Origin of the sequence: Yoonia sp., from assembly GCF_036770585.1 — a bacterium.
In the GTDB taxonomy this organism is placed as follows: Bacteria; Pseudomonadota; Alphaproteobacteria; order Rhodobacterales; family Rhodobacteraceae; genus Yoonia.
Genome location: NZ_DAIPIW010000014.1, coordinates 1 through 22457 on the forward strand (window position 1 = coordinate 1; position 22457 = coordinate 22457).

General features: G+C 64.1%; 21 protein-coding genes. 5 read left to right on the top strand and 16 right to left on the bottom strand.

Annotated elements, in window-relative coordinates:
* Window positions 1-40: 40 nt before the first annotated feature.
* Together V7N12_RS04355 and V7N12_RS04360 are read right to left on the bottom strand one after the other, a co-directional pair.
* Window positions 41-616 (bottom strand): hypothetical protein, encoded by a 576-nt coding sequence (locus V7N12_RS04355; RefSeq protein ID WP_333712938.1) that lies wholly within the window; start codon window positions 614-616, stop codon window positions 41-43.
* Between the two features lie 198 nt (window positions 617-814).
* Window positions 815-1501, bottom strand: coding sequence for a hypothetical protein (locus tag V7N12_RS04360; RefSeq protein WP_333712939.1), 687 nt, complete (start codon window positions 1499-1501; stop codon window positions 815-817).
* 245 nt (window positions 1502-1746) lie between these two features.
* On the opposite strand from V7N12_RS04360, the gene V7N12_RS04365 reads away from it, so the two are divergent.
* From V7N12_RS04365 to V7N12_RS04380, 4 genes are all read left to right on the top strand, one after another.
* Window positions 1747-3207, top strand: a complete 1461-nt coding sequence (locus V7N12_RS04365; protein ID WP_333712940.1) for a metal-dependent hydrolase family protein — start codon at window positions 1747-1749, stop codon at window positions 3205-3207.
* Window positions 3204-3956, top strand: a complete 753-nt coding sequence (locus V7N12_RS04370; protein WP_333712941.1) for a hypothetical protein — start codon at window positions 3204-3206, stop codon at window positions 3954-3956. Before V7N12_RS04365 ends, V7N12_RS04370 begins: the two co-directional genes overlap by 4 nt.
* Window positions 3957-4020: 64 nt before the next feature.
* The gene (locus V7N12_RS04375; protein ID WP_333712943.1) at window positions 4021-5082 is read left to right on the top strand and encodes a linear amide C-N hydrolase; all 1062 of its coding nucleotides are present in this window, start codon (window positions 4021-4023) and stop codon (window positions 5080-5082) included.
* A gap of 71 nt (window positions 5083-5153) precedes the next feature.
* A complete protein-coding gene (locus V7N12_RS04380; RefSeq protein WP_333712945.1) occupies window positions 5154-6167 on the top strand; it encodes an META domain-containing protein in 1014 nt (337 codons plus the stop codon).
* A 33-nt stretch (window positions 6168-6200) separates the two neighbouring features.
* Here the strand turns inward: V7N12_RS04380 and V7N12_RS04385 are convergent, their stop codons facing one another.
* From V7N12_RS04385 to V7N12_RS04450, 14 genes are all read right to left on the bottom strand, one after another.
* Window positions 6201-7877, bottom strand: a complete 1677-nt coding sequence (locus tag V7N12_RS04385; RefSeq protein WP_333712947.1) for an alpha/beta hydrolase — start codon at window positions 7875-7877, stop codon at window positions 6201-6203.
* A gap of 126 nt (window positions 7878-8003) precedes the next feature.
* The gene (locus V7N12_RS04390; protein WP_333712948.1) at window positions 8004-8699 is read right to left on the bottom strand and encodes an RraA family protein; all 696 of its coding nucleotides are present in this window, start codon (window positions 8697-8699) and stop codon (window positions 8004-8006) included.
* A 3-nt stretch (window positions 8700-8702) separates the two neighbouring features.
* Window positions 8703-9356 carry an alpha/beta fold hydrolase gene (locus V7N12_RS04395; RefSeq protein ID WP_333712989.1) on the bottom strand — a complete coding sequence of 218 codons (654 nt, stop codon included), beginning with the start codon at window positions 9354-9356 and terminating at the stop codon, window positions 8703-8705.
* Window positions 9357-9385: 29 nt separating this feature from the next.
* The gene (locus V7N12_RS04400; RefSeq protein WP_333712949.1) at window positions 9386-10510 is read right to left on the bottom strand and encodes a cobalamin-independent methionine synthase II family protein; all 1125 of its coding nucleotides are present in this window, start codon (window positions 10508-10510) and stop codon (window positions 9386-9388) included.
* A gap of 101 nt (window positions 10511-10611) precedes the next feature.
* Window positions 10612-11595, bottom strand: coding sequence for a cupin domain-containing protein (locus tag V7N12_RS04405; RefSeq protein WP_333712950.1), 984 nt, complete (start codon window positions 11593-11595; stop codon window positions 10612-10614).
* Between the two features lie 132 nt (window positions 11596-11727).
* Window positions 11728-12717 (bottom strand): nuclear transport factor 2 family protein, encoded by a 990-nt coding sequence (locus tag V7N12_RS04410; RefSeq protein WP_333712951.1) that lies wholly within the window; start codon window positions 12715-12717, stop codon window positions 11728-11730.
* Complete coding sequence (locus tag V7N12_RS04415; RefSeq protein ID WP_333712952.1) at window positions 12714-13733, bottom strand: LacI family DNA-binding transcriptional regulator; 1020 nt, start codon at window positions 13731-13733, stop codon at window positions 12714-12716. Before V7N12_RS04415 ends, V7N12_RS04410 begins: the two co-directional genes overlap by 4 nt.
* On the bottom strand, window positions 13733-14497 hold the full coding sequence (locus V7N12_RS04420; protein WP_333712953.1) for an SDR family NAD(P)-dependent oxidoreductase: 765 nt from the start codon (window positions 14495-14497) through the stop codon (window positions 13733-13735). The genes V7N12_RS04415 and V7N12_RS04420 overlap by 1 nt, the downstream gene beginning before the upstream one ends.
* Complete coding sequence (locus tag V7N12_RS04425; RefSeq protein ID WP_333712954.1) at window positions 14494-15525, bottom strand: ester cyclase; 1032 nt, start codon at window positions 15523-15525, stop codon at window positions 14494-14496. Before V7N12_RS04425 ends, V7N12_RS04420 begins: the two co-directional genes overlap by 4 nt.
* Window positions 15522-16853 carry a histidinol dehydrogenase gene (gene hisD, locus V7N12_RS04430; protein WP_333712955.1) on the bottom strand — a complete coding sequence of 444 codons (1332 nt, stop codon included), beginning with the start codon at window positions 16851-16853 and terminating at the stop codon, window positions 15522-15524. The genes V7N12_RS04425 and hisD overlap by 4 nt, the downstream gene beginning before the upstream one ends.
* 55 nt (window positions 16854-16908) lie before the next feature.
* On the bottom strand, window positions 16909-17790 hold the full coding sequence (locus tag V7N12_RS04435; RefSeq protein WP_333712956.1) for a carbohydrate ABC transporter permease: 882 nt from the start codon (window positions 17788-17790) through the stop codon (window positions 16909-16911).
* Entirely contained in the window at window positions 17790-18815 is a 1026-nt protein-coding gene (locus V7N12_RS04440; RefSeq protein ID WP_333712957.1) for a carbohydrate ABC transporter permease, read from the bottom strand. Before V7N12_RS04440 ends, V7N12_RS04435 begins: the two co-directional genes overlap by 1 nt.
* A gap of 66 nt (window positions 18816-18881) precedes the next feature.
* On the bottom strand, window positions 18882-20111 hold the full coding sequence (locus V7N12_RS04445) for an extracellular solute-binding protein (RefSeq protein WP_333712958.1): 1230 nt from the start codon (window positions 20109-20111) through the stop codon (window positions 18882-18884).
* Between the two features lie 92 nt (window positions 20112-20203).
* Window positions 20204-21256, bottom strand: coding sequence for an ABC transporter ATP-binding protein (locus V7N12_RS04450; RefSeq protein WP_333712959.1), 1053 nt, complete (start codon window positions 21254-21256; stop codon window positions 20204-20206).
* A 126-nt stretch (window positions 21257-21382) separates the two neighbouring features.
* Between V7N12_RS04450 and V7N12_RS04455 the strand changes: the two genes are divergently transcribed.
* Window positions 21383-22378, top strand: a complete 996-nt coding sequence (locus V7N12_RS04455; RefSeq protein ID WP_333712961.1) for an ester cyclase — start codon at window positions 21383-21385, stop codon at window positions 22376-22378.
* The last annotated feature ends 79 nt before the right edge of the window (window positions 22379-22457 follow it).

Genomic DNA, 22457 nt, shown 5'->3' on the forward strand with positions numbered 1-22457 from the left:
GCGATGCGACACAGCGGGCGGCGCAGATGCGGGACCTGCTTTAGGGCTCCGGTGCCTTTGCCCCCAACCCCTCCAACACCTTGTCGACCTCGCGCGTCTTCGCGGCCAGCTGTGCCTCCCACAGACTGCGAAACGCCTCGGCGAACTCGACCAAGCCCCCGGCGAAGGTGCGGATCGTGGTCATGTCATCGTCGGTAATCGGGATCGGGCGGCCGTGCAGTTTGGCCTCGTTCAGCTTGCGGGCGATCTGGTTGACGGCAGCGCCTTCGGTGGCGACCTGCGCGCCCCAGGCTTGCAGGTGGTCGAGCACGACCGGATCCACCGGGCGCAGCAGGATGTCGGCCGCCCCCATCAGACGGCGCAGGGCGGCGGGTTGGTCGGTGATGCCGCGACGCATAAGCGCGGCCTGAAACCCCGCCAGCTGGCGCGCGCTCAGGCGGGTGCTGATTGTTCTGGTAAGAACAGGCCGCTCGCCTTTGGTGCGGCTCAGCGTGTTGTAGATCGTCCGGGTCGAGACGCCAAAGCGATGGGCCAGCACGGAAGCATGGGTGCCCCCGGCGCGGGCTTCGATGATCTGGCGACGTTCGTCGTCGGTCAGTTTGCGATGGTGGCGCATGTGAAGTTTACGTTCCTATTTCTTGCCAACTTCCTCCAAGCCCCCCGCCTCCCAGCGACAGCGGAGGCGGGTCAGGGGCTTGGAGTCCGTTCCTATGGGTTTGCTTGGTTGGACGGGGCGCAGGGGACGCGATGCGGGCAACGCGATGCGCGCTGCAGGGTGCGTGAAACGCGGCGCATTCTGCAGAGGACGCGCCGCTCATCCCGCCAAACCCGCCGCGCGAAGCTGGCCATCGGTCACCAGCCCCGCAGCCACCAGCGCCGTCACCTGCGGGGCGGTGATGTGTTTGCACATCGGGCCGCGGTCGCGCACCCAAGCAGCCAGCCGGGCGTGGTTATCGGCGGCCAGTGCCTTCTGCGCCTGCCGTTCCTCGGCCATCGCTTCGAGGAAGCGCTGCCAGCGGCGGGTTGCGAACCAGTTGTCCGAGAAACAGACCTTGGACCGGGTGAAGCCCGAGCTTTCAGTCGCATAGGCTTGCACGGCGCGCAGCAGGTCGTCGGGGTCAACGCCCTCCTTCACTGCCTCGGCGATCCGGGCGAGGCACGCCGCTTTGCCGCGCTGCCGGTCCTTCGGGTAGGTCGCCCAGATCCTTTCAAATCTTTCATCCTCCGCCGCCTTCGCGCGCTCGCGCGTAGGTGGTTTATGGATGGTTTTAGGGTGGTTTGGGGTCCACCGTGGACCCCGTACCCCGTCCACGGTGGACCCCGTACCGGGTTCAGGCTGGACGGGGTCCACTGTGACCCCCGTCCCGTCCTCGGGTTCAGCCGAGGATTCCAGCGCCATCACGCGGGCCAGAACGATGCGATAGATTACGGTAAATCCGTTCTTGAAAATCCTCGTGTCGGTGGTTCGATTCCGCCCCCGGGCACCACTTAACAAGCCCACGAACTGGACCTTAGCACCACGGTGCGCCTGCTTCCTTGCGGGTCACGTCCGCCATTTGGCAGGGCGTATGATCGCAGCGGTGCCCTCTGGGGCAGTATGCGATTGCACACTTTATAGATGAGACACTTTGGCAGCCAAACGACCGGAAAGAGAGTTTGCCTCGACGCGCAGGCCTATGCTCTACCTTGGGTGTGGGTCCACCATAAACATAGATTCAGAGTATTTTGACGCGGAAGGAATCTGCAATGTGGATCACTTGCTGCGAGGCCATCGAGAGTGGCGCGGCCCATATCAATCCCTGCCTTTGTGGTGCCCCTGAAACGCAGATGGCGATGGCCCGGATCGAGGCTGATATTTCCCGGCGGCAGTTTCTGGGTGGATCAGCGGCTGTCATCGGCATGTTCGCAGGCTTCGGTTTGGCCCCGCATGAGGTGCGCGCGCAGACGCCGGGACGTCCGACGCTGCTGACAAACCTGCGGTTTTTCGACGGCACCACCCTCGCCATGCAGACCGGTCGCGATATTCTGGTCGCGGACGGGCAGATTGTCGCCCTGCCCGCCGCAGGCACGGGACCTGAGGACGCGGATGTCATCGATTGCGGTGGCCGTGCAGTCACGCCGGGCCTGATCGACTGCCATTGGCATGCAACGCTGGTCAGCGTCAGCCAGATCGCGGCACTGACACAGGATATCGCCTTCATCCACCTTGTCGCGGGACAAGAGGCGGGGGCGACCCTGATGCGCGGCTTCACCACGGTGCGCGATACCGGCGGACCCGCCTTCGGTCTGAAGATGGCGATCGACCGCGGCGTCGTGACCGGACCGCGCATATATCCGTCCGGCGCGATGCTGTCGCAGACCTCTGGCCACGGCGATTTCCGGCTGCTGAGCGCGCTGCCGCGGACCGATGGCGATCTCGATTACACCGAGCGCACGGGCGTTGCGGCCATTGCCGACGGTCGTGACGAGGTGATCCGCCGCACGCGCGAACAGCTGATGAAGGGCGCAAGCCAGATCAAGATCATGGCGGGCGGCGGTGTTTCCTCGCTCTATGACCCGCTGGACACCGCACAATATTTCCTCGAGGAAATGGAGGCTGCGGTGCAGGCCGCCGCTGACTGGGGCACCTATGTCTGCGCGCATGTCTACACATCCGAAGGCATCCAGCGGGCGCTGCGCGCTGGCGTGAAATCGATCGAGCACGGGCAACTGGCCGATACCGAGACCATCCGCATGATGCGCGAAGAAGGCGCTTGGTGGTCGATCCAGCCTTTCCTCGCCGACGACGACGCGAACCCCCGCACCGACCCGATTCAGCGCGCCAAGCAGTTGGAAGTCGCCGAAGGCACCGTGCGTGCCTTCGAAGAGGGCCGCGCCGAAGGTGTCAACATGGCCTTCGGCACCGATATCCTGATGAACCCCGGCGGCTCGCGCAGCCAAGGGCGGCAGTTGGCCAAGCTGACCCGCTTCATGTCCCCGCTCGAGGTGCTGAAACTGGCGACCGGCAATGCGGGCGACCTTCTTGCCCTCTCGGGCCCCCGCGCGCCCTACCCCGGGCGTCTTGGCGTCATCGCCGAAGGGGCGTTGGCCGATATTCTGGTCTGGGACGGTGATCCGGAAACGGATCTCGGCTTTCTCGATGACCCGACCAACACACTCCGCCTCGTGATGAAGGGCGGGCGCGTCTTCAAGGAGCAACTGGCATGATCGCGACAAGGATCGGAACGAAGCTGCGTGGCCTTGCCATGGGCGCTGTCTTGGCAGGGTCTGCGGCAGTCATGGCCACCCCGTCGATGGCCGAGGATTGGTCCGGTCAGGTCACGCTTTACGGCTGGGGCGCGGGTGTCACCGGCGACTTTACCCCGTTCTCAGGCGCGCCGACACTCTCGTTCGACAAATCGCTTTCCGAGGTGCTGGAAGATCTGGACGGCGCCTTCTTCGTCACGGGTCTGGCCCGGCGTGGGGATCTGGTGCTCTTTGGGGATTACACCTATTCGGCGTCGTCACGCTCGGGTGTGGTCGGGGGCGCAATTCCGGCCGCTGGCGAGCTGACGATCCAGTCGCTGACCCTTGCGGGTGGGCGGCGCATCGATGTGGGCGGCGGCGGCACGCTGGATGTGCTGGCGGGCTTGCGCGCCTGGGGCCTTGAGGGGTCCGTCACATCGCCGGTCGCCAATCTGGCCCCAGAGCAAAGCTTCGTCGATCCGATTGTCGCGCTGCGCAGTCTTACACCTGTCTCGGATCGGGTGTCCGTCTTGGCCTATCTGGATGTCGGCGGGTTCGGTGTCGGGTCAGAGTTCACATGGCTGGGCACCGTGACCGCGAATTATCAGGCCACGGACAGCGTCTATATTTCTGCCGGATGGCGCCATCTCTATGTTGATTATGCAGAGGGCGGCACGGCATTCGAAGGGGCCATGACAGGGCCGGTGATCGGCGCCACCTTGCGGTTCTGACTTAGGCCCGCGCACCCCAAGACAACCTATCTTTTGGATGACGTATCACAATAGGGAGTTGGAAATGTTCAGATTTGATCGCCTTTTCACAGCTGTGTTGGCAAGTTTCGTTCTGGTCGCGGCCCCGGTCGCCGAGGCCTGCACCCGCGCGGTCTATCTGGGGCCCGAGGACCGTGTCCTGACCGGTCGCAGCATGGACTGGAAATTGCCCATGACAAGCAACCTCTGGGCTTTCCCGCGCGGCATGGCGCGGGACGGCGCGGCCGGTGAACGGTCCGTCACATGGACCTCGCGCTATGGCAGTCTCGCACTGACGGGCTACGACATTGCCACGGCGGATGGCATGAATGAGGCTGGCCTGAACGTGAACCTGCTGTGGGAGGTCGAGGCCGCCTACCCCGAGGATGACGGGGTGACGCCGAAGATCTCGCTTTCGGTCTTCCCGCAATACCTGCTTGATCGTTACGCGACTGTCGCCGAAGCCGTCGCCGACCTGCGTGACAACCCTGTGCTGGTGCAGGGCGGCGAAGTGCCGATCGGGCCTCCGGGACGTGCGGCGACCGTGCATGTGTCGATGTCGGACGCCACGGGCGACAGTGCGATCATCGAGTTCGTCGATGGCGAAATGGTCGTCTGGCATGACCGCAGCTATCAGATCATGACGAACGAACCCCCCTTCGATCGTCAGTTGGCTATTCTGGAGTACTGGGAGGGGGTGAACCCGCGCGAGTTCATGCCGGGAACCGTCAAGGCGACCGACCGCTTCGTGCGCGCCAGCTTCTACATCAACGCGGTCGAGCAGACCGCCGATGCGCGCCGTGCCGCGGCTGCGGTGTTCAGCGTAATCAGGCAGGCCTCGGTGCCATGGGGGATCAGCATCGCCGACCAGCCCAACCTCTCGACCACCCGCTGGCGCATTGTCGCGGACCAGCAGGATCGCCGCTATTATGTGGAATCCATTATCTCGCCCAGCATCTTTTGGGTGGATCTCGACAGTCTTGACCTGTCGGAAGGGGCGCAGGTAATGAAGCTCGATCTCGGGGTCGATATCGAGCGCGTTCTTGCCGGGGAAACCTCGGGCGATTTCGTCCCTGCCACGCCCTTTGCCTTCCAGCCCTCCGACTAAGCGGGCAAGCGGGGCAGGGCCTTGGGCCTTGCGCGTCAGGTCAAGCGCAAGCCATTCCAAAGGAGTTTTCCATGAAACGTTTCATGTCCACGATCGCAGCCACGGTTTTCGGTGCGACGGCGATCTTTGCCCAACAGGATGACGCCTATGTCGGCGCGCATGGCGCATCGACGCCGGACACATATCTGGGCGCGGTCGATGACCAGTCATGGCATCTGGACCTTTGGCCGGACCAAGCCTTTCACCTCGTCAGAACACCTGTCGGTGGCGGCCAGCCCGTGGTGTCAGCAGGCCGTTGGCACGCCGACGGGCGCAACATCCATCTGCAGACGGGTGACGATGTGGTGACACTGCAGGTGCGCAATGCGGGCCGCTTGCGCCCTGATGGGGCACCGGATGATGCCAGCGCGGACCTTGTCGGGCAAGACGGTCTCGATCCGGCCGAGCTTTCGCTGCCGGTGTCGGGCATGTTCACCTATTTTGCGGACGCCGCCATCTTTGTGCATTGCGCCACCGGACGCATGTATCCGGTCGCGCAAGAGGCCGATTACCTTGCAACCGAAAGGGCCTATCTTGCCGATCAGACCGGACCGGCCGAGCCGCTTTTCGTGACGCTTGATGCGACCATCGCTGTCCGGCCCCAGATGGAAGGGCCCGACAGGCCGACCGTGATCGTCGACGCCTTCACCGCCACCTGGGCCGGCGAGGATTGCGCCCGCGCCGCCGCCGCGCCGACCTTGGCGGGCACCGTCTGGCAGATCCGCTCGCTGGGATCGGACCCGCTGGCATGGACACCGCCCGCGCGGGAACCCTATGTAGTGCTCGACGCAGAAGAGGCCCGCTTCAACGCCTCGGTCGGCTGCAACACCATTCTGGGCAGCTACACGGCTGGGGAAGGCACGGTCTCATTCGGGCAGCCTGCAAGCACGATGATGGCCTGCCCCGATGATCTGGCCGCAAGCGAGGCGCGGCTGATCGCGGCGCTGGAGGCCACCTCTGGTCACCTGATCGGCGGGCGGACGCTTCACCTTGTCGGCGAAAACGGAAGCGTGCTTGCCACGCTCGAGGCGGTCTATCTGCCCTGACGCCCCTGCCCTGCAGTCTTCACGTAAGCGTGGTCATGGCCGGGTGTTGCTGCATCCGCCCTGAAAGCCGTTGTCGCAATGCGCCTGCAACCGCGCGGTATCGGCCAGGGTCCAACCGGCGGGATCGGTCACCTGCACCCATGGCCCGATATAATCCTGCGCGAAATAGGCATGGCCATGTCCCGGCGGCGCACCGAACGACAGCGCCATATCCAGCGCCAGCTGGAATTGCGTCACGATCGGCATGAAGAAAAAATGATCCGACATATCCTCGGCGGCGGGGTCGCGCATCCACGGCGGGGCACGCCAGAGCGAATAGGGATCATAAAAGACGATGGGATCGCTGGAATACTGCAAAAACACGATCCGCATCCGCCCCCAGTCAGCCGCCGCTTGGGACGCGTCCTGCGTATGTGATGCATAGCGCACAAGCGATCCGTCGCCGATTTGCGGCAGGACCCAAGGGCTGCCTGGATTGCGTTGGTTCTGCACATAGTTCCAAAGCGCCGACGGAAAGGGCGGCCCGACCCAGAAGGCGCCGTCGATGGGCTCATCGATCAGGCGGAACAGATTGGTGGCATACATCGAGGACCAGGCCCCAAGGCTGAGGCCATGCACATAGAGCCGCGGCCGATCCTCAGGCGGCAGGGTCTTCCAGTAGCCATGCACCACGTCCTGCAGCGCGACCGCCTGTTCAAGGCCGGTATTGGTCTCAAGAATTAGCGCCAGCGGCGATTGCAGGTAGGAATACTGGGCCGCGACCGTCGCGATGTCACCATTGTGCATGTATTCGACCGGGTCATGTGAACCGGGATCCATCCACCCCGTGCCCGTCGGGCTTGCGATGATCATGACCTCTCGTTCGAAGGCCCCCAAGCGCAGCAATTCGGCAAGGGCAAGCTCCGCGCGTTCGCGGGGTGTCTCGGCATTGGCGCGCCCGACATAGACGCGGATCGGATCCAGCGCCGGGCGCCCGGTAAAGGCGGCAATGGCCGCGGCGTCCGGGCCAGAGGTGATGAAGTCGCGCCCGGGCGTGCCGATGGCTGACCATGCGATGGCCGAGGCCGCACTGCCGACCTTCATCGGATCGGACGGCGCGGGTGGGGCCAGATCGAACAGGGCCTGCGCTGCCTCATAGCTTTCGTCCAGCACGATGACGACGCGGTCCAGAAGACCGTCGCGGGTCAGGACCAGCAGGATCAGCGCAACGGTGACCAGACCAAGCACATTCGCCCGTCGCGGCGGCATGATGCGATAGAAACGCGCCCTGACCACGCGAAAGAGCCAGGCGACAATCCGGCCAAGTCCAAAGGCAAGGGCAAAGGTCACGATGGCGATCAGCAGGATCGTGGTGAATTGCAGGGCATCTTCGGGCGGGATGCCCATCTTGGCCCGCAATTCGTTCTGCCACGTCAGGCTCGACCCGAGGATCACGGCGAAAATTGCCAGAACAACGACCGTGATGACCCATGTTACCGCCACAGCCGGCCTGCCGGACAGTCTGGGCATATCCGCCGCCCGCCAGATCAGGGCGATGATCTGCCCGGCAAGGTATCCCAGCGCCGTCACCAGCCCGCCAAGAACGCCCTGAACCTCGGGGCCGCGCGGGATCAGCGACGGGGTCAACGAAGCCGCGAAGAAGAGCAATCCCAACAGAAAGGAGGGGACAGAGAAATGTCCGATCAGTCGGAAGACAGGCTTAAACGTCATGCAGGTTTCCGATCATTTGCGTCAGTCAGATGGTGGGCGGCCTTGTCCTGACGTCTCATAACCAGTTCGCTGCGGTTTGCAAAAAAACTGCCGCCGCGACCGTTCGTCAGCCGTGCCGCCCGCGCCTCAGGTCCGGGCTTGTTCGAAAGCGGCCCATGCGGTCTCGAGCTTGTCGATATCGAAGCCCACTTCGCGCGCGGGGCCAAGGATCAGACCTTCGACCTCCAGCAGTTTCGCGATGGCAGCGCCCAGTTCGGGAATGCAGGCAGAGGGTATCACCAGCGCGCCGTGCCGGTCGGCATGCACCAGTTCCCCATCCGCGAGGGCAAGCCCATGGACCGCGACCTGCGTGCCGATCTCGCGGACATGGACAAAGGCATGGCTGGGACCGACAGAGCCCGCGACGACGGGAAAGCCGTCGGGCAGATCACCAAGGTCGCGCATCACGCCATTCGTCAGCGCGCCGGACAGACCCAGCCCCTTGTGGACCGTGGTGTTGATCTCGCCCCAGAAAGCGCCGACGGCATTTTCACCGTCCAGATCCTCGATCACAGCAATCGCGGGGCGTGGCCCTGACGCCATGTGGCGGTAATAGGCCATGCGCCTTTGCTTGATCACCGCGGGCGGCTCTGTCGGGGGCGCAACCGCCGCGATTTTCGCCGTGCGCGCATAGCCGACCAGCGCACCACCCGCAGGATCGCTGCACAGCATGGTCCCGCGGGTGAAACGATCGAAGCCGCGCTTGCCCTCGACCATCTCGATGGCGTTGCAGACAGTCGGCGTGTCGACCCGCCGCAGAAGGGCCAGAAGGGTGTCGTCCATTGCTCAAATCTCCTCAAGCCAGTTACGCAGGGCGTCCGTTGTCTGATCGGGACGTTCCAGTGTTGGAAGGTGGCCCGCGCCCGCGATGATCCGCAGCGTCGCATCGGGCAGCAGGTCGTGCATCAGTTCGTGACGCGCCACCGGACACAGCCGGTCGTCGCGCCCGCAAAGCACCAGGGACGGCCCCTGATAATGGCGCAGTGTTTCGGTTTGGTCCGGCCTGTCGCGCAGGGCAAGCGACTGGCGGATGAAGACATCCGGCCCGAGGCCCAGCGCCATCTCCATGCAGAGATCGAGGATCGCCGCGCGGTCCGGTCCGTCGGAGAGGTAATTGGGCTTCATCTCGTCGCGCATGACGCTGGCCAGCCCGCCCGCCGCGGCCTTGTCCATCTGCGGGGTGCGGCGGGCCTGCATGTGTGGGCTTTCGGCCAAGGGGTTGGTGTCCATCAGGGCAAGGCCCGCGACGCGGTCGGGGGCTTGGCGCGCGACCTCCATCGCGACGATCCCGCCCATGGAAAGACCGCCGAGGGCGAAGCGGTCAGGTGCATCGCGCAGGACGGCGGCGGCGAGGGCTTCCATGGTGTCTGCTTTAGTCACCGACAGGACGGTCGCACCCAGCGCGGCCGTTTGCGGCGCGAAGAGCCGATCATCGCACATCATCCCGGGCAGCAGGATCAGCGGCAGTGTCACGCGACGCGCCCTGCCCCTTCGGCGAGGGTCCTGAGCTTGGCATAGGCAATGTCGGGATCGACCGCGCCGAAGCCCGCGAAGGTTCCGAAACCGCAGTCCGAGCCTGCGATCACGCGATCAGCCCCGACGATATCGGTAAACTTTTCAATACGTTGCGCGACAAGATCGGGATGCTCGACAAAGTTCGTCGTCGTGTCCACGACCCCGGGCACCAGCAGCTTGTCGTCGGGGATGTCGGCCTTGCGGTCGCGGAAGACAGACCATTCGTGGCCATGGCGGGGGTTCGAGGTTTCGAAGAGGACGTAGCGCGATTTGGTGGACATCAGGGTGTCGAACATCTTGGACATGGGGATGTCGCAGACGTGGGGGCCTTCGTAGTTGCCCCAGCAGATGTGCACGCGGACCTTCTCGGCGGGCACGTCCGACAGCGCGTGGTTGAGCGCCTCGACATGGGATGCCGCGATCTTGAGGAAGTCCTCGTCGCTTAAGTCATTGAAAAGCATATGCCTTGACAGCGCGAGGTCGGGGCAGTCGAGTTGCAGATCAAGGCCCGAGGCGACGATGGTTTCGTATTCCGCCTTCATCGCGTCGGCCAGCGCTGCGAGGTAGGCGTCGCGGGTCTTGTAGAAATCGTTCTGCAAAAACAACGAGATAACCCCCGGCGAGGCGGCGTTCATGAAGCCGCGCTCTGCCCCGTGTTCGGCCATCGCGGCCTTGAGGTTGGCGATGTCCTTCTCAAGCTCGCCCTGCCCTTTCGATTTCACCGCGCCGACGCACATCGGGCGGGCGTATTTGGGGGTGCCGCCATCATCGGCCAACCGCTTGAGAAAGCTGGGAAAAAGTTTCAGGTCGGCCGGCGCGTTGCGGGGGCTGTCGCCGTCGAAGCCGGTGTAGCGGTCCTTGACGTAGGTGGCATAGGAAATCTTGGACGTCTCGCCGTCGCTGACGATGTCGATCCCCGCATCTACCTGTTTTTGCACGGTTTCCGACACCGCAGCGGTCATCGCCGCGTCAAAGGCTGTGGGGTCGTAAGCCTCGCCCCTTTCGCGGGCGAAGATGAAATCAACGACCTCTTGTGTGCGCGGCAAGGACCCCACATGGGTTGTTAGGATTTTCGTCATTTACCCCTCCCTTGGGTCTGAGTTTTGCGTACACATCGCGGTCACCGCCTGTGCACAGGGTGTACACAGCCCGTGCATACACCTGTCATCCCTTGTGCGCGTTAACCTTTCCACGTCGGACCGGCGGGATCGCCCGTCGCCACGACGTGATAGAGGCTCGCCTCGCCCGTCATCGACGGCAGGGCGTTGTGCGGCAAATCCTCGGGCACGGACATCGTATCGCCGGGGGCAAGCGTCGCGCTGCCCGCCGCGTAGCCGTTGCCTGCTTCCCATGTCACCCGCCAGTGGCCGCGCATCGGCATCAGGACCGACGGATAAGGATGCATGTGCATCTCGGGGCTGGCAGAGCCGCGCGTCATGAAGCCCACCTCGAAACCCGGCTTGTCTTTCAGCAAGCCGTTTTCGCCGATCACCTGCACAGGCGCCTTGTCGGCCATGGCCATCATATCCCAATAGCGGGCCACATGGTTGGGCAGCACATCGCGGGTCGAAGGCTCGGGCCGTTTGGCGAGTTCTTCGTCCGTCATCAGCGGCATGGGTTTCACGCCTTCGGGCAAGCTCTGGCCTTTCTTGCTGTCGTAAAGCTTGCCGTTCTCGCCAAGGATCAACCCGTGTCCGGCGGCATCCTCGATCACCTGCGGCGCCCACATGACACCGCCGCCTGCGTCGTCGCCGCCAAGGATCGCCATGATCATTCCGTAATCGGTGCCGATGTTCTCGAACCCGCGAAAGATGCCGGTGGGGATGTTGAAGATATCGCCCTCTTCCAGCACCACCTCGCCCGCCGTGCCCCAGCGCCCCCAGAAGAACCGCCAGCGGCCCTTGAGGACAAAGAACGCCTCGGCGGTGTGGTGGTCGTGCAAGCTGTTGCGGCATTTCGGCGGCTGGCCTGCCGCGCCGATGTTGAAGCCATGCGGGATGGCGATGTGGACGTGCTGGTCGGGGCTTTCGGACACGCCGCCGCCGATGATGGTGAAGTTTTCCTTCTGGTCCGATCCCGGCGTATGCGCGTCGATGAAGGCGGTCTTGCAGGGTTGCAGGTCGCCGTAGCGGACGATGCGGGTTTCCATGTCGTGATGTGTCATCTGTCTTGGTCCTTGGGTTGTCTTCTGATTGGGGTGATCAGAAGAACCGGCCCGGCGGATGCGGGTTCAGCCGTTTGGCGCGGCAGGCCTGAAGCCTTGCGTGGTGCCGCTTGGTGGCCTCGCTCTGGCCCATCAGAGATCACCGGTCTGCAGCAGGATCTGTTTCCAGACGGCGGTTTCATCAAAGAGCGTCCATTCGCGGCGCAGTTTGATCTGGCCGCCGATCAGCGCGCCCCATTCGGCGTGGCTGATGCCAAGCAGGTAGACCTCGGCGCCGGTGGGCCTGCCGAAGGCACCCCAGCCCGCGTGTTTGCCATGCAGCGACCAGCGCAGCGCGGACCGGGGTGGCATGTTGGGGTCGTCGCGGCCGATCTGGTGGTGAACCGTGAAGGTGGCATCGGGGAAGGCCGCGCGCAGACCCATCCAGAACCCGTCCGCCGCTGCCCAGCCGTGGCCGGTCTGACCGCCGGGGTATTCGAGTTGCGCCGCGCGGTCGTAGTCGGTCTCGATTGCGGCCATGTCGGCGTTCATCAGACGGTGCAGCAGGTCGGCGTGGCGTGCCCCCCATGGGTTGTCGTTGCCATGGCCTTTGTAGGGGCCGGGTTTGTCGGTGGCGGGGGTCAGCGGTTTTACGCAATGCGCCGCCCCACCCTCGCGGGCGATCAGGTCGCGGGCATAGTCCTGCGGGTCCCAGCCGATCTGGCGCACGATGGCGGTCTGGTCGCGGATCAGCCATTCGTCGTCGATGGCGTTGTCCTTGGCGTGGCAGTCGGCAAGGATGCGATAGCGCAGTTTCTTGCCCGATGCCGCGCCATAGACCCCGTCGCGGGCATGGGTCGCGGTCGAGATGATCCGGTGCGACGACAGCATCCCGTCTTCGGGCGTGCCGGACCAGATCACGTCCTCGCCCAGAAGCTGCCGGTCGGGGAATTCGGCCAGCGTCGCCATGGTCGCGGCGATCACCCCCTGATTGCCGGTCACGACCGAAGCGGGCGAGCGCACGATGATGTCCGGCGCATAGTATTTGTGCAGCGTGGCGATGCCGCGGTCTTCCCAGATCTCCTTCGTGATGCCGATGATATAGTCGGGGAAATCGGTGAATTTGGGGTCAAAGCCCTTCATGGGGTCCATCCTTGGGGGATACGTGCGGAATTGCGCACGATCAGTTGTCCTGCGATCTCGATCTGGCGGGGCGGGGTCTCGGGCGCTTCGATCTGGGCCAGCATGGTGCTGACGGCGGTGTCCACCATCCGGTTGACCGGCTGGCGGATCGTGGTCAGGTCATAGGCCCCCCAGGCGGCCAGCGGCACGTCGTCATAGCCCACGACCGACACATCTTGTCCGGGGATCAGCCCCTCTGCCCGCAGCCTGTCGAGCACGGCAAAGGCCATGTGGTCGTTGCCGACGAAGATCGCGTCGGGGGGTTGCCCGCCCGCCAGCAGCTTTTGCGTGCAGGCCGAGGCGATGTCGCGGTTATACATCCCGTCGATGACCGCCATCGGTGCCCGACCGGCGGCGGCCAGACCTTCGAGAAAGCCCGACTGGCGGTCGCGGCCGGTCGATGCGCCTTGCCAGCCCGCGATATGCGCGATCCGTTCGTGACCGCCCGCCAAGAGAAACTCGGCCGCAAGCCGCCCGCCCTGCCGGTTGGCCGAGGTCACCGCGCTGAGCCGCCTGTCGTCCTGCCCGCGGTTGAACAGGACCACGGGGATGCCTGCGGCCTTGGCGCGCGCCGTCAGGTCGGAACTGATCGAGACCGAGGCAAGGATGATCCCGTCCACCTGATAGGCCATCAGGTCCTGCATCACCTTTCCCACCCCATCGGTCGAGTTGGGCGCCGTGAAGATCAGGATATGGTAGCCCTCGGCCTGCAGCGCGTTGGACAGCCGTTCCAGCGCCACGGGATAGAACTGGTTGTCGAGATAGGCGACCACCAGCCCGATGATCCGGCTGCGCCCCGAGACCATCGCGCGGGCCAGCACATTGGGCCGGTAGCCCAGTTTGTCCGCCGCCTTGCGCACCTTTTCCACCGTCCGCGCCGAGGCCGAGGCCCCGGGCGTGAAAACGCGGCTGACCGCCGACTGGCTGACACCTGCCAGCGCTGCGACCTCTGCCGATGTGACCTTGGCGCGTTCCATCAGTCTGCCGTCCAGCCTCCGTCCAGCGACAGATGCGCGCCGGTCATAAGGCCAGAGGCATCCGAGGCCAGATAGACCACGGGGCCCATGATATCGGTCACCTCGCCCAGACGGCCCAGTTTGATCTTCCCCATGATCCAGGCGACGCGGTCGGGGTTGGCGAAGGTCGGTTCGGTCAGCGGCGTGCGGATGAAGGTCGGCCCGATGGTGTTCACGCGGATGCCGTGCTGGCCCCATTCGATGGCCATGGCTTTGGTAAAGCCCTCGACGCCATGTTTTGTCGCGCAATAGACCGCGCGGTCGATGCCGCCGACCAGCGCCATCTGGCTGGTGATGTTGATCAGGCTGCCGGGTTTGCCTGCGGCGATCAGGCCCTTGGCGACAGCGCGGGTCAGGAAGTAGGCGCCTTTGAGGTTGAGGGTGCTGACCGCGTCGAAGTCGGCCTCGGTCGTGTCAAGTGCTGCGGTGTGAATGGCCAGCCCTGCCGAATTAACCAGCACATCATAGGGGCCGTTGGCGGCGATTGCGGCCTCGGTCCCCGCCACATCCGTCACGTCAAGCGCGAGGGCCTTGGCCTTGAGGCCCGCTGCGGTCATGTCCGACACGATGGCGGCAAGCTTGTCGCCGCTGCGCGCCGCCAGCGTTACTTCGGCCCCCGCATCGGCGAGTGCCACGGCGCAGGCGAGCCCGATGCCGGACGATCCGCCCGCGACGAGCGCGCGGCGACCATCAAGCCGGAACGAGGGTGTTTGCGGCAGGGTCATGCAAACTGGCCTTCCGGCAGGGTGATCGGGCCGAGGTTGCGGGCCTTGTTGAAGCTGCGCATCCGGCCCAGCACATCGACCCCAAGCTGGCGGTAGATGTCGAGAAGGTCAATCAGGACCCAGTTCTCGCGGATCAGCCCGTCCTCCATCCGCCAGAAATCGAGCGAGCGCATCAGGATCTCGCGCCCCGAGGGGGCGATGCCCATCCAGTCGCCGTGGCTGACCGTCAGGCGCATGTTCGGCCAGCCGGTTTCGCAGACATAATTGCCCTGCGCGAACCAATGCGAGGCGAGGTCCCCCATGGCGTCGAGTTTGCGGTCCGGCATGGCCTTGAGAAACGGGATCTGGTGCCAGTTGCGGAAGCCCGCGATCCCGCGTCCGGTGCCGATCCCCGCGGGACCATACCAGTTCAGGCGCGGGTGCCAGTATTTTTCAAGCTGCATCACCGCAGGGTCGGGATCGGCGGGGTGTTTGCAGAGCTCCGTCAGCATCGCGATGACATGGTCCATCACCGCCTGTCCGTCGCCCTGCGCGGTCAGCCCGTCCTGTGTCATCGGGGCCGGTGTCGCGATGAACTTGCCAAGCTGCGGGGCCATCGGCCAGGCGTCCGCCTGCATCATCACTTCGGGGATATCCCAGATGATCTGGGCCTCGGTCACCTTGCCGTCCGCGACGCGGTAGAACTCGTGATAGCGCATATGGGTCAGATGGCCGGTCGGCGGAATATCGAGCCAAGGGCGCAGCATCGTGCCCATGTAGTTGCCCATGCAGCCGATCCAGTCCTGCCCTTCGGGCGTGGTGCCTGAGAGGACGATCATGTCGCGGCGTTCAAGGTCGGGCATGGCGTCCAGCAGGGGGGCAAAGGAAGCATCCCAGAAGGCGGCGCCGGTCACCGTGCCGACAGGCGCGCACATATGGATGGTCGCGTCGGGCGAAAACGTGTCTTCAAACACCGCCCGCGCATCGCCGGATGCCGCAGCGAGCGCCCTTTGAAAGGGCGCAAGGATCGATTTGGCGGTTGCGGTCACGCGACGGTCTCCAGTGAGGTCGCGCTTTCGCCGTAAGGAACATTGCGGCCACCATAGCGGCGCACGCGGATGTTGCATTGTTCGGCATGGCCGACAAAGCCTTCCAGCATGCAAAGGCGGCTGCCGTAGGCGCCGACAAGGGCTGCGGCCTCGTCCGTGACGATCTTCTGGTAGGAATGGGTCTTGAGGAACTTGCCCACCCACAGCCCGCCGGTATAGCGGCCCGCCTTCTTGGTCGGCAGCGTGTGATTGGTGCCGATGACCTTGTCGCCATTGGCCACATTGGTGCGCGGCCCAAGAAAGAGCGCGCCGTAACAGGTCATCTTTTCCAGAAACCAGTCGTCGCGGTCGGTCATCACCTGCACATGTTCCGAGGCGATATCGTCGGCCACCTGCAACATTTCATCATAGGTATCGCAGAGGATCACCTCGCCGTAGTCTTCCCAGCTTTTGCCGGCCGTGTCGGCGGTCGGGATAATCTTCAGTAGGCGGTCGATCTCGGCCATCGTCTCTGACGCCAGCTTGCGGGAATTGGTCAGCAGCACGGCGGGCGAATTATAGCCGTGTTCGGCCTGCCCCAGAAGGTCGGTCGCGCAAAGTTCGCCGTCGGCGGCGGTTTCATCGGCAATGACCATGGTTTCGGTGGGGCCCGCAAAGAGGTCGATCCCGACGCGGCCGAAAAGCTGGCGTTTGGCCTCGGCCACAAAGGCGTTACCGGGGCCGACAAGCATATGGACCGGCGCGATCGTCTGTGTGCCGATGGCCATGGCGCCCACGGCCTGAATACCGCCCATCACATAGATCTCATGCGCGCCGCCAAGGTGCATGGCGGCGATCACGGCAGGGTTCGGCTCGCCCTTGAAGGGCGGGGTGCAGGCGATGATGCGCGGCACCCCTGCGACCGAAGCCGTGGCGACCGACATATGCGCCGAGGCGACCATCGGGAACTTGCCGCCGGGCACATAGCAGCCCACCGATTGCACGGGGATATTCTTGTGCCCGAGGATCACGCCCGGCATGGTCTCCAGCTCGATGTCGCGCATGCTGTCGCGCTGGGCCTGCGCGAAGTTGCGGACCTGGGCTTGCGCGAACTTGATGTCTTGCATGTCGCGGTCCGAGACCTTGGCGATCAGCGCCTGAACCTCGTCCGCGCTCAGCCGGTAGCTGGGGCGGTCATAGCCGTCGAACTTCACCGACAACTCGCGCACGGCGGCATCGCCGCGGGCCTCGATATCGCGCAGCGTGGTTTCCACCACCGCGCGCACCTTGGCATCATCTGCGGCCTTTTCCGCCTCGGGTTTGCTTGTCTTGAGGTATGTGATTGCCATGTCTGTCTGTCCTTGCTTTGCACGGACCGGCGCGACGGGCGCGCCGACCGCTGCCTTATCCTTTCACCGCGCCCGCCGTCAGGCCGCTGACGATCTGCCGCTGGAAAATCATCACCAGAATGAAAAGCGGAACGGTGGCCGAGACCACGGCGGCGACCGCGAACATCACCTGCCCTTCGGTATAGGTGGACCCCAGGAAGGCCGCGATGGCGGGCACCATCGTGCGGTTGCTTTCCGACAAGAGCATCGCGGTGACGACGAAGTCGTTATAGGCCAAAAGGAAGCTGAACAGCCCCGTGGTGATCACGCCCGGCCACATGACCGGCACGATCACATGCCGGAAGGCCTGAAACTGGGTGCACCCGTCGACCTTGGCGCTCTCGTCCAGTTCCTTGGGGATGTTCTGGAAGAACGAGTGCAGCATCCACAGCGTGAAGGGCTGGTTCATCGCCACCAGCGCGATGATGGCGGTCGGCAGGATGCCCCAGACGTTGTATTCGAAGGCGGGCAGCAGATAGCCCGCCACCAGCGTCACCTGCGGCAGCGCGCGGAAGATCAGCGCGATGATCAAAAGCCAGAAGGTATAGCGGTAGCCCGACCGCGACAGCGCATAGCCGCCCAGCGTGCCGATGGTCAGCGAGGTGCAGACCACGAAGAAACACACGATGAAGGTATTGATCACCGCGCGCCAGAATTCCTGCTGGATCCATGCGCCCTCGTAGCCCGCCAGAGTGAAGGGCGAGCCGTAGTTGGCCTGCGTCCTTGGCCCGGTCAGCGCGTCGGTCCAGTTGTTGATCGAGAAGAAATCCAGCTCGACCTTGAAGCTGCCCCAGGCGGTCCACAGGAACGGGAAGGCGGCGGCCATCAGCCAGATGATCAGGAAGGCATTGGTCGCGACCTTCAGGCCCCTTGGCATGCGTTGTGCTTTGCTGGCCATTACGTCTTTCCCTTGAAGTCGCGCCAGGTGCGCACCAGCACCGGCGACAGCAGGATCGCCACGCCGATGATCGTCAACACCGAGGTGGCCGAGGCCGCCGACAACTGGCGCGTCTCGCCGCCGAGGTCGTTGAAGATGATCCAGCTGAGTGTGGTGGCATGGGCGGCGGCGTTGAAGCCGACGATCGGTTCGAAGACGCGGAAGTTGTCCATCAACTGGATCAGCGCCACGAAGGTCACCAGCGGCATCAGATGCGGCACGATCACGAAGCGCAGTTGCTGCATCCGCGAGGCCCCGTCGATCTGCGACGCCTCAAGCTGGTCCTTGGGCAGGGTTTGCAGCCCCGCATAGAAGACGACGAAGGCGAAGGGCGCCGAATGCCAGATGCCCCAGACGATGATCGCGATCCACATCATCGGGGTCGAGGCCTTGATCGACAGGTCAGGGTCCTGCGCCAGCCAGGCGATGAAGGTTCCCAGTATCCCGCGCGCGTCGATCATCCAGAAAAGCACCAGCGAGCCGATCAGCGGCGTCACCGTGAAGGGCAGCAGCGAGAAGAAGATCACCAGCCCCTTCAGGCGCTGTGTCAGCGTGTTGACGGCCAGCGCGATGATCAGCCCCAGCAGGATCACGAAGGGCGTCACGACGAAAGTATAGGTCAGCGTGAACCCCATCGCGCGGTAGAACGGCAGGTTGTTCAGCCGCGAAAAGAACTGCCCATAGGTGTCGGATGTGCGCCAGGCCTCGGCCACCTCGGCAAAGGCCAGATGGCCGCGGTCCTTGTAGATGTCCAAGCCCACGAACCGGCCCAGCGGCTGCGCCTCGCGGATGGCGGCGGTGGCTTGCTGGTCGATGGCGGTTTCCGTCTGGCATCCGAAAGGACCACAGTTCTCGGTCGTGATCAGCACCGCCTCGTGCGGGGCAAAGACCGATTGCGTCACGATCGAGACGATCGGCAGCGCAATGAACAAGAGCATTGCCAGACCGGTCGGCAGAAAAAACCAGAAGAACGTGCGATGTTTCATCGGCCGCCCCTTCGCTTGGATTGCGCAGGACGGGAAGGACGCAGCCGCCCTTCCCGAGACTTGGGCTTAGTTGAGGAAGCCCGCTTCGCGTGCCGCCGCGCGGTAGGCGGCTTCGACATCGGCCAGCGCCTGCTCGGCGCTTTCGTTGCCCTGCATGAAGTCCGAAAGCTCGGTGCCCAGTGCTGTGTGCATCAGGCCCATGTAGGGCAGCATCGGATAGGGGATCGTCCCCGCACCTGCGGCTTCGAAGACACCCACGGCGGCGGATGTGGGTTCATACCCGTCGATCAGCCAGACGGCCTGCACGGCGACCTCTTCGTTGCTCATCAGTTCGGGGCGGATGCCGTTCATCATGGCGATGAATGTCGCCTCGGCTTCGGCGTCGCTGATGTTCTTGGCCACGGTCCAGCCGTCCCACCACAGGGTCGAGGCCGGAATGTCGCCGCCGCCGACGGTCATCGGACCGGCAATCGCAAAGCCGTCGATCACCTCTTGCGGCACGCCCTCGGCCTCGGTCATGGTCGCGGCACGGCTGCCCCACATGTTCATCAGCGCCACGTTGCCCGCGCGGTATTCGGCGTTGGTGGCGTTCGAATCGTGGGTCAGAAAATCGGGGTTCATGTATTCCGACAGCGCCTTCATCATGTTCAGCGCATTGACACCGGCTTCGGAGTTCACGGTCGGTTCTGCCGACCCCGGCGCAAAGAAGGTGCCGCCGTAGCCCAGATGCATGTTGACGAATTCCTGCGCGAGGTTCCAGCCAGCGGCATAGGCACCACCGACGGGGTTCTGCATGATGCCCTGCTCGCGGATCATCCGGGCGGCTTCCAGCATCTCTTCGTAGGTCTGGGGCGGTTCGACGCCGATCTGTTCGAGCACGTCGGCGCGGTAGACGAGGTGCTGCGCATTCGCCATGAAGGCCACGGCCATCGTCTGGCCGTTGATCGTGATCAACTGCGTCGGCTGAAGCCCCTGCCCGTATTTTGCGACAAGATCATCAAGCGGGCGGATCACGTCTTCGTTCATCAGTGCCACGATCGAAGAGTTCGCGATGACGGCGGATGTGTATTCGGCCGGATTGCCCGACATGCCCGCCAGATTGATCTGCTGGTGGTCAGCGGTCAGGTTTGTGCTGACCGGCGCACCGGTGCAGGCCCGCGCCTCGGCCCCGAGGGTCTGGATTGCGGGAAATTCGTTGCCCACGATGCTGACCCTTGCGTTGATTTCGCAGGCGAAAGCGGATGTCGTCGACAAAAGTGCCAGCGTGCCGGCTGCCGTGATTGATCTTAGAAACATTGTTCTCTCCCTGTTTCCTTATGTCTGGATGCACCTTGCAATCGTGCACCCCTTGTTGTCCCGGCGTGTCTGTGTCCGGGGTCAGGCGGGGATCAGTCCCCGATACGTTCACCTGATTTGGCATCAAAAAGGTGGCAGTGCTCTGCCGGAACCTGAATCGTGATCCGTTCGCCGATTTCGGCGCGGAACGTCTTGTCGGCCTTGGCGCTGACCAATGCGCCGCCGATGCGGACACTGACCATGGTGGCATCGCCCAACAGCTCCATCGTGTAGATCGGCGCCGTGATCTGCCCTTCGGGCGCGGGCACCACGGCATCCTCGGCCCGAAAGCCAAGCGTGACAGGCCCGTCCGGCGCGGCAAGCCCGCCGATGCGGGTGCCTGCCGCGATGAAGGCGCCGTCCCTGATCTCGCCGTCGATCAGGTTCATCGCGGGCGATCCGATGAAACTGGCCACAAAGCGGTTGGCGGGCTTGTCGTAGATCTCGGTCGGGCTGCCGACCTGCTGGACGATCCCTTTTTCCATCACGACGACACGGTCGGCGAGCGTCATCGCCTCGATCTGGTCGTGGGTCACGTAGATCGTCGTGACTGACAATTCATGGCTGAGGTTCTTGATCTGCGCGCGTGTCGAAACGCGCAGCTTGGCGTCGAGGTTCGACAGCGGTTCATCCATCAGGAAGGCGTTGGGTTCGCGCACGATGGCACGGGCAAGGGCCACACGCTGGCGCTGGCCGCCCGAGAGTTCCGCAGGCTTGCGGTGCAGGAAGTCGTCAAGCTCGACCATGGCGCTGGCCCGCATGACCTTTTCGTTGTGGTCGGCCTTCTTGCCGCCGTCGCGCACCCGCAGCGGGAAGCGGATGTTTTCATAGACGTTCATGTTGGGATAAAGCGCGTAGCTTTGGAACACCATGGCCACATCGCGGTCCTTGGGCTCGAGATTGTTGACCACCTTGCCGTCGATGGTGATTTCGCCCGAGGTCGGATCCTCCAGCCCCGCGATCATCCGCATCGTGGTCGTCTTGCCGCAGCCCGAGGGCCCCAGCAGCACCAGAAATTCGCGATCAGCAATGGTCAGGTCGAAGTTGTCGACGCCGACAAACGATCCCCAGCGTTTGGTCACGCCGCGCAACTGGATTTCGGCCATCCCGCACCCCCCGGTTTGAACATGCAATCTGCGTTGCATACGTTTGCAAATAGCGTAGACTCTGATGGTGACTTTCTTCAAGGACTTTTTGCAGACGTATGCAAAAACACGTCGAGGCAGGGTGAGATGGCAGATTTCCAGACCGAAAAAGCGGCGGTCCGCGCCTGTCAGGCGGCGCTGGAAGCGGCGACCGGCGAATCGCTGGGCGCGGTTCTGGCGGCACATACCACGGGCGATTACCGCTGGCGCGGCTACCATCCGTTCGGCGAACTAGCGGGCGCGGACGCCGTGGCCCGGACCTTTTGGCAGCCCCTGAAGGACGCGCTGCGCCACCTGCAACGGCGCGAGGATATCTTCTTTGCAGGCAGCAATGAAATGGATGGCCATGCCTCGGTCTGGGTGGTCTCGATGGGGCATTTGCTGGGGCTTTTCGATGCGCCATGGCTGGGCATCCGGCCAACCGGCAAGCTGGCGATGCTGCGCTATTGCGAATTCCACCGGATCGCGGGCGGCAAGATCGCGGAAACCGCGATGTATTTCGACATCCCCCATCTGATGGCGCAGGCGGGTCAGGACCCCTTCCCGCTACAGACCGGGGCTTTTCTGGTCCAGCCCGGCCCCCGTCCGCATGATGCGCTGCTTCATGATCCGCAGGACCCCGAGACGGGACGCAGGACGCTGGCCGTGATCAACGCGATGATCACCGATCTCGGGCAGTGGAAATCGGGCTTGACGCTCGAGGATGAACTGGCGCGGACATGGGCTGACGACATGATTTGGTGGGGGCCGCACGGGATCGGCGCGACCTATACGATCGCGCGCTATGCCAAGCAGCACGCGGGCCCCTTCCGCGCCGCCTTTGCCGAGCGGTCGCAGACGCGGCACATTTGCCGCCTTGCCGAGGGGCATTATGGCGGGTTCTTCGGCTGGCCCAACTTCACCGCGCGGCATATCGGCGGCTTCATGGGGATGCCTGCCAGCGGTCCGGCCGGCGAATTCCGCATCATCGACATCTACCGGCGCAAGGGCGACAAGCTGGCCGAAAACTGGGTCTTCATCGACCTGTTGCATTTCTGGAAGTCGCAAGGCGTCGATATACTGGACCGGGCGGGCAGGCTCTGACCGGTCGGGCATCTTCGGCTTTCAGGGGCGTGCAAACGATCTCGGCCCGCGCGCCGCAACCATGCCGCAAAACCGGACA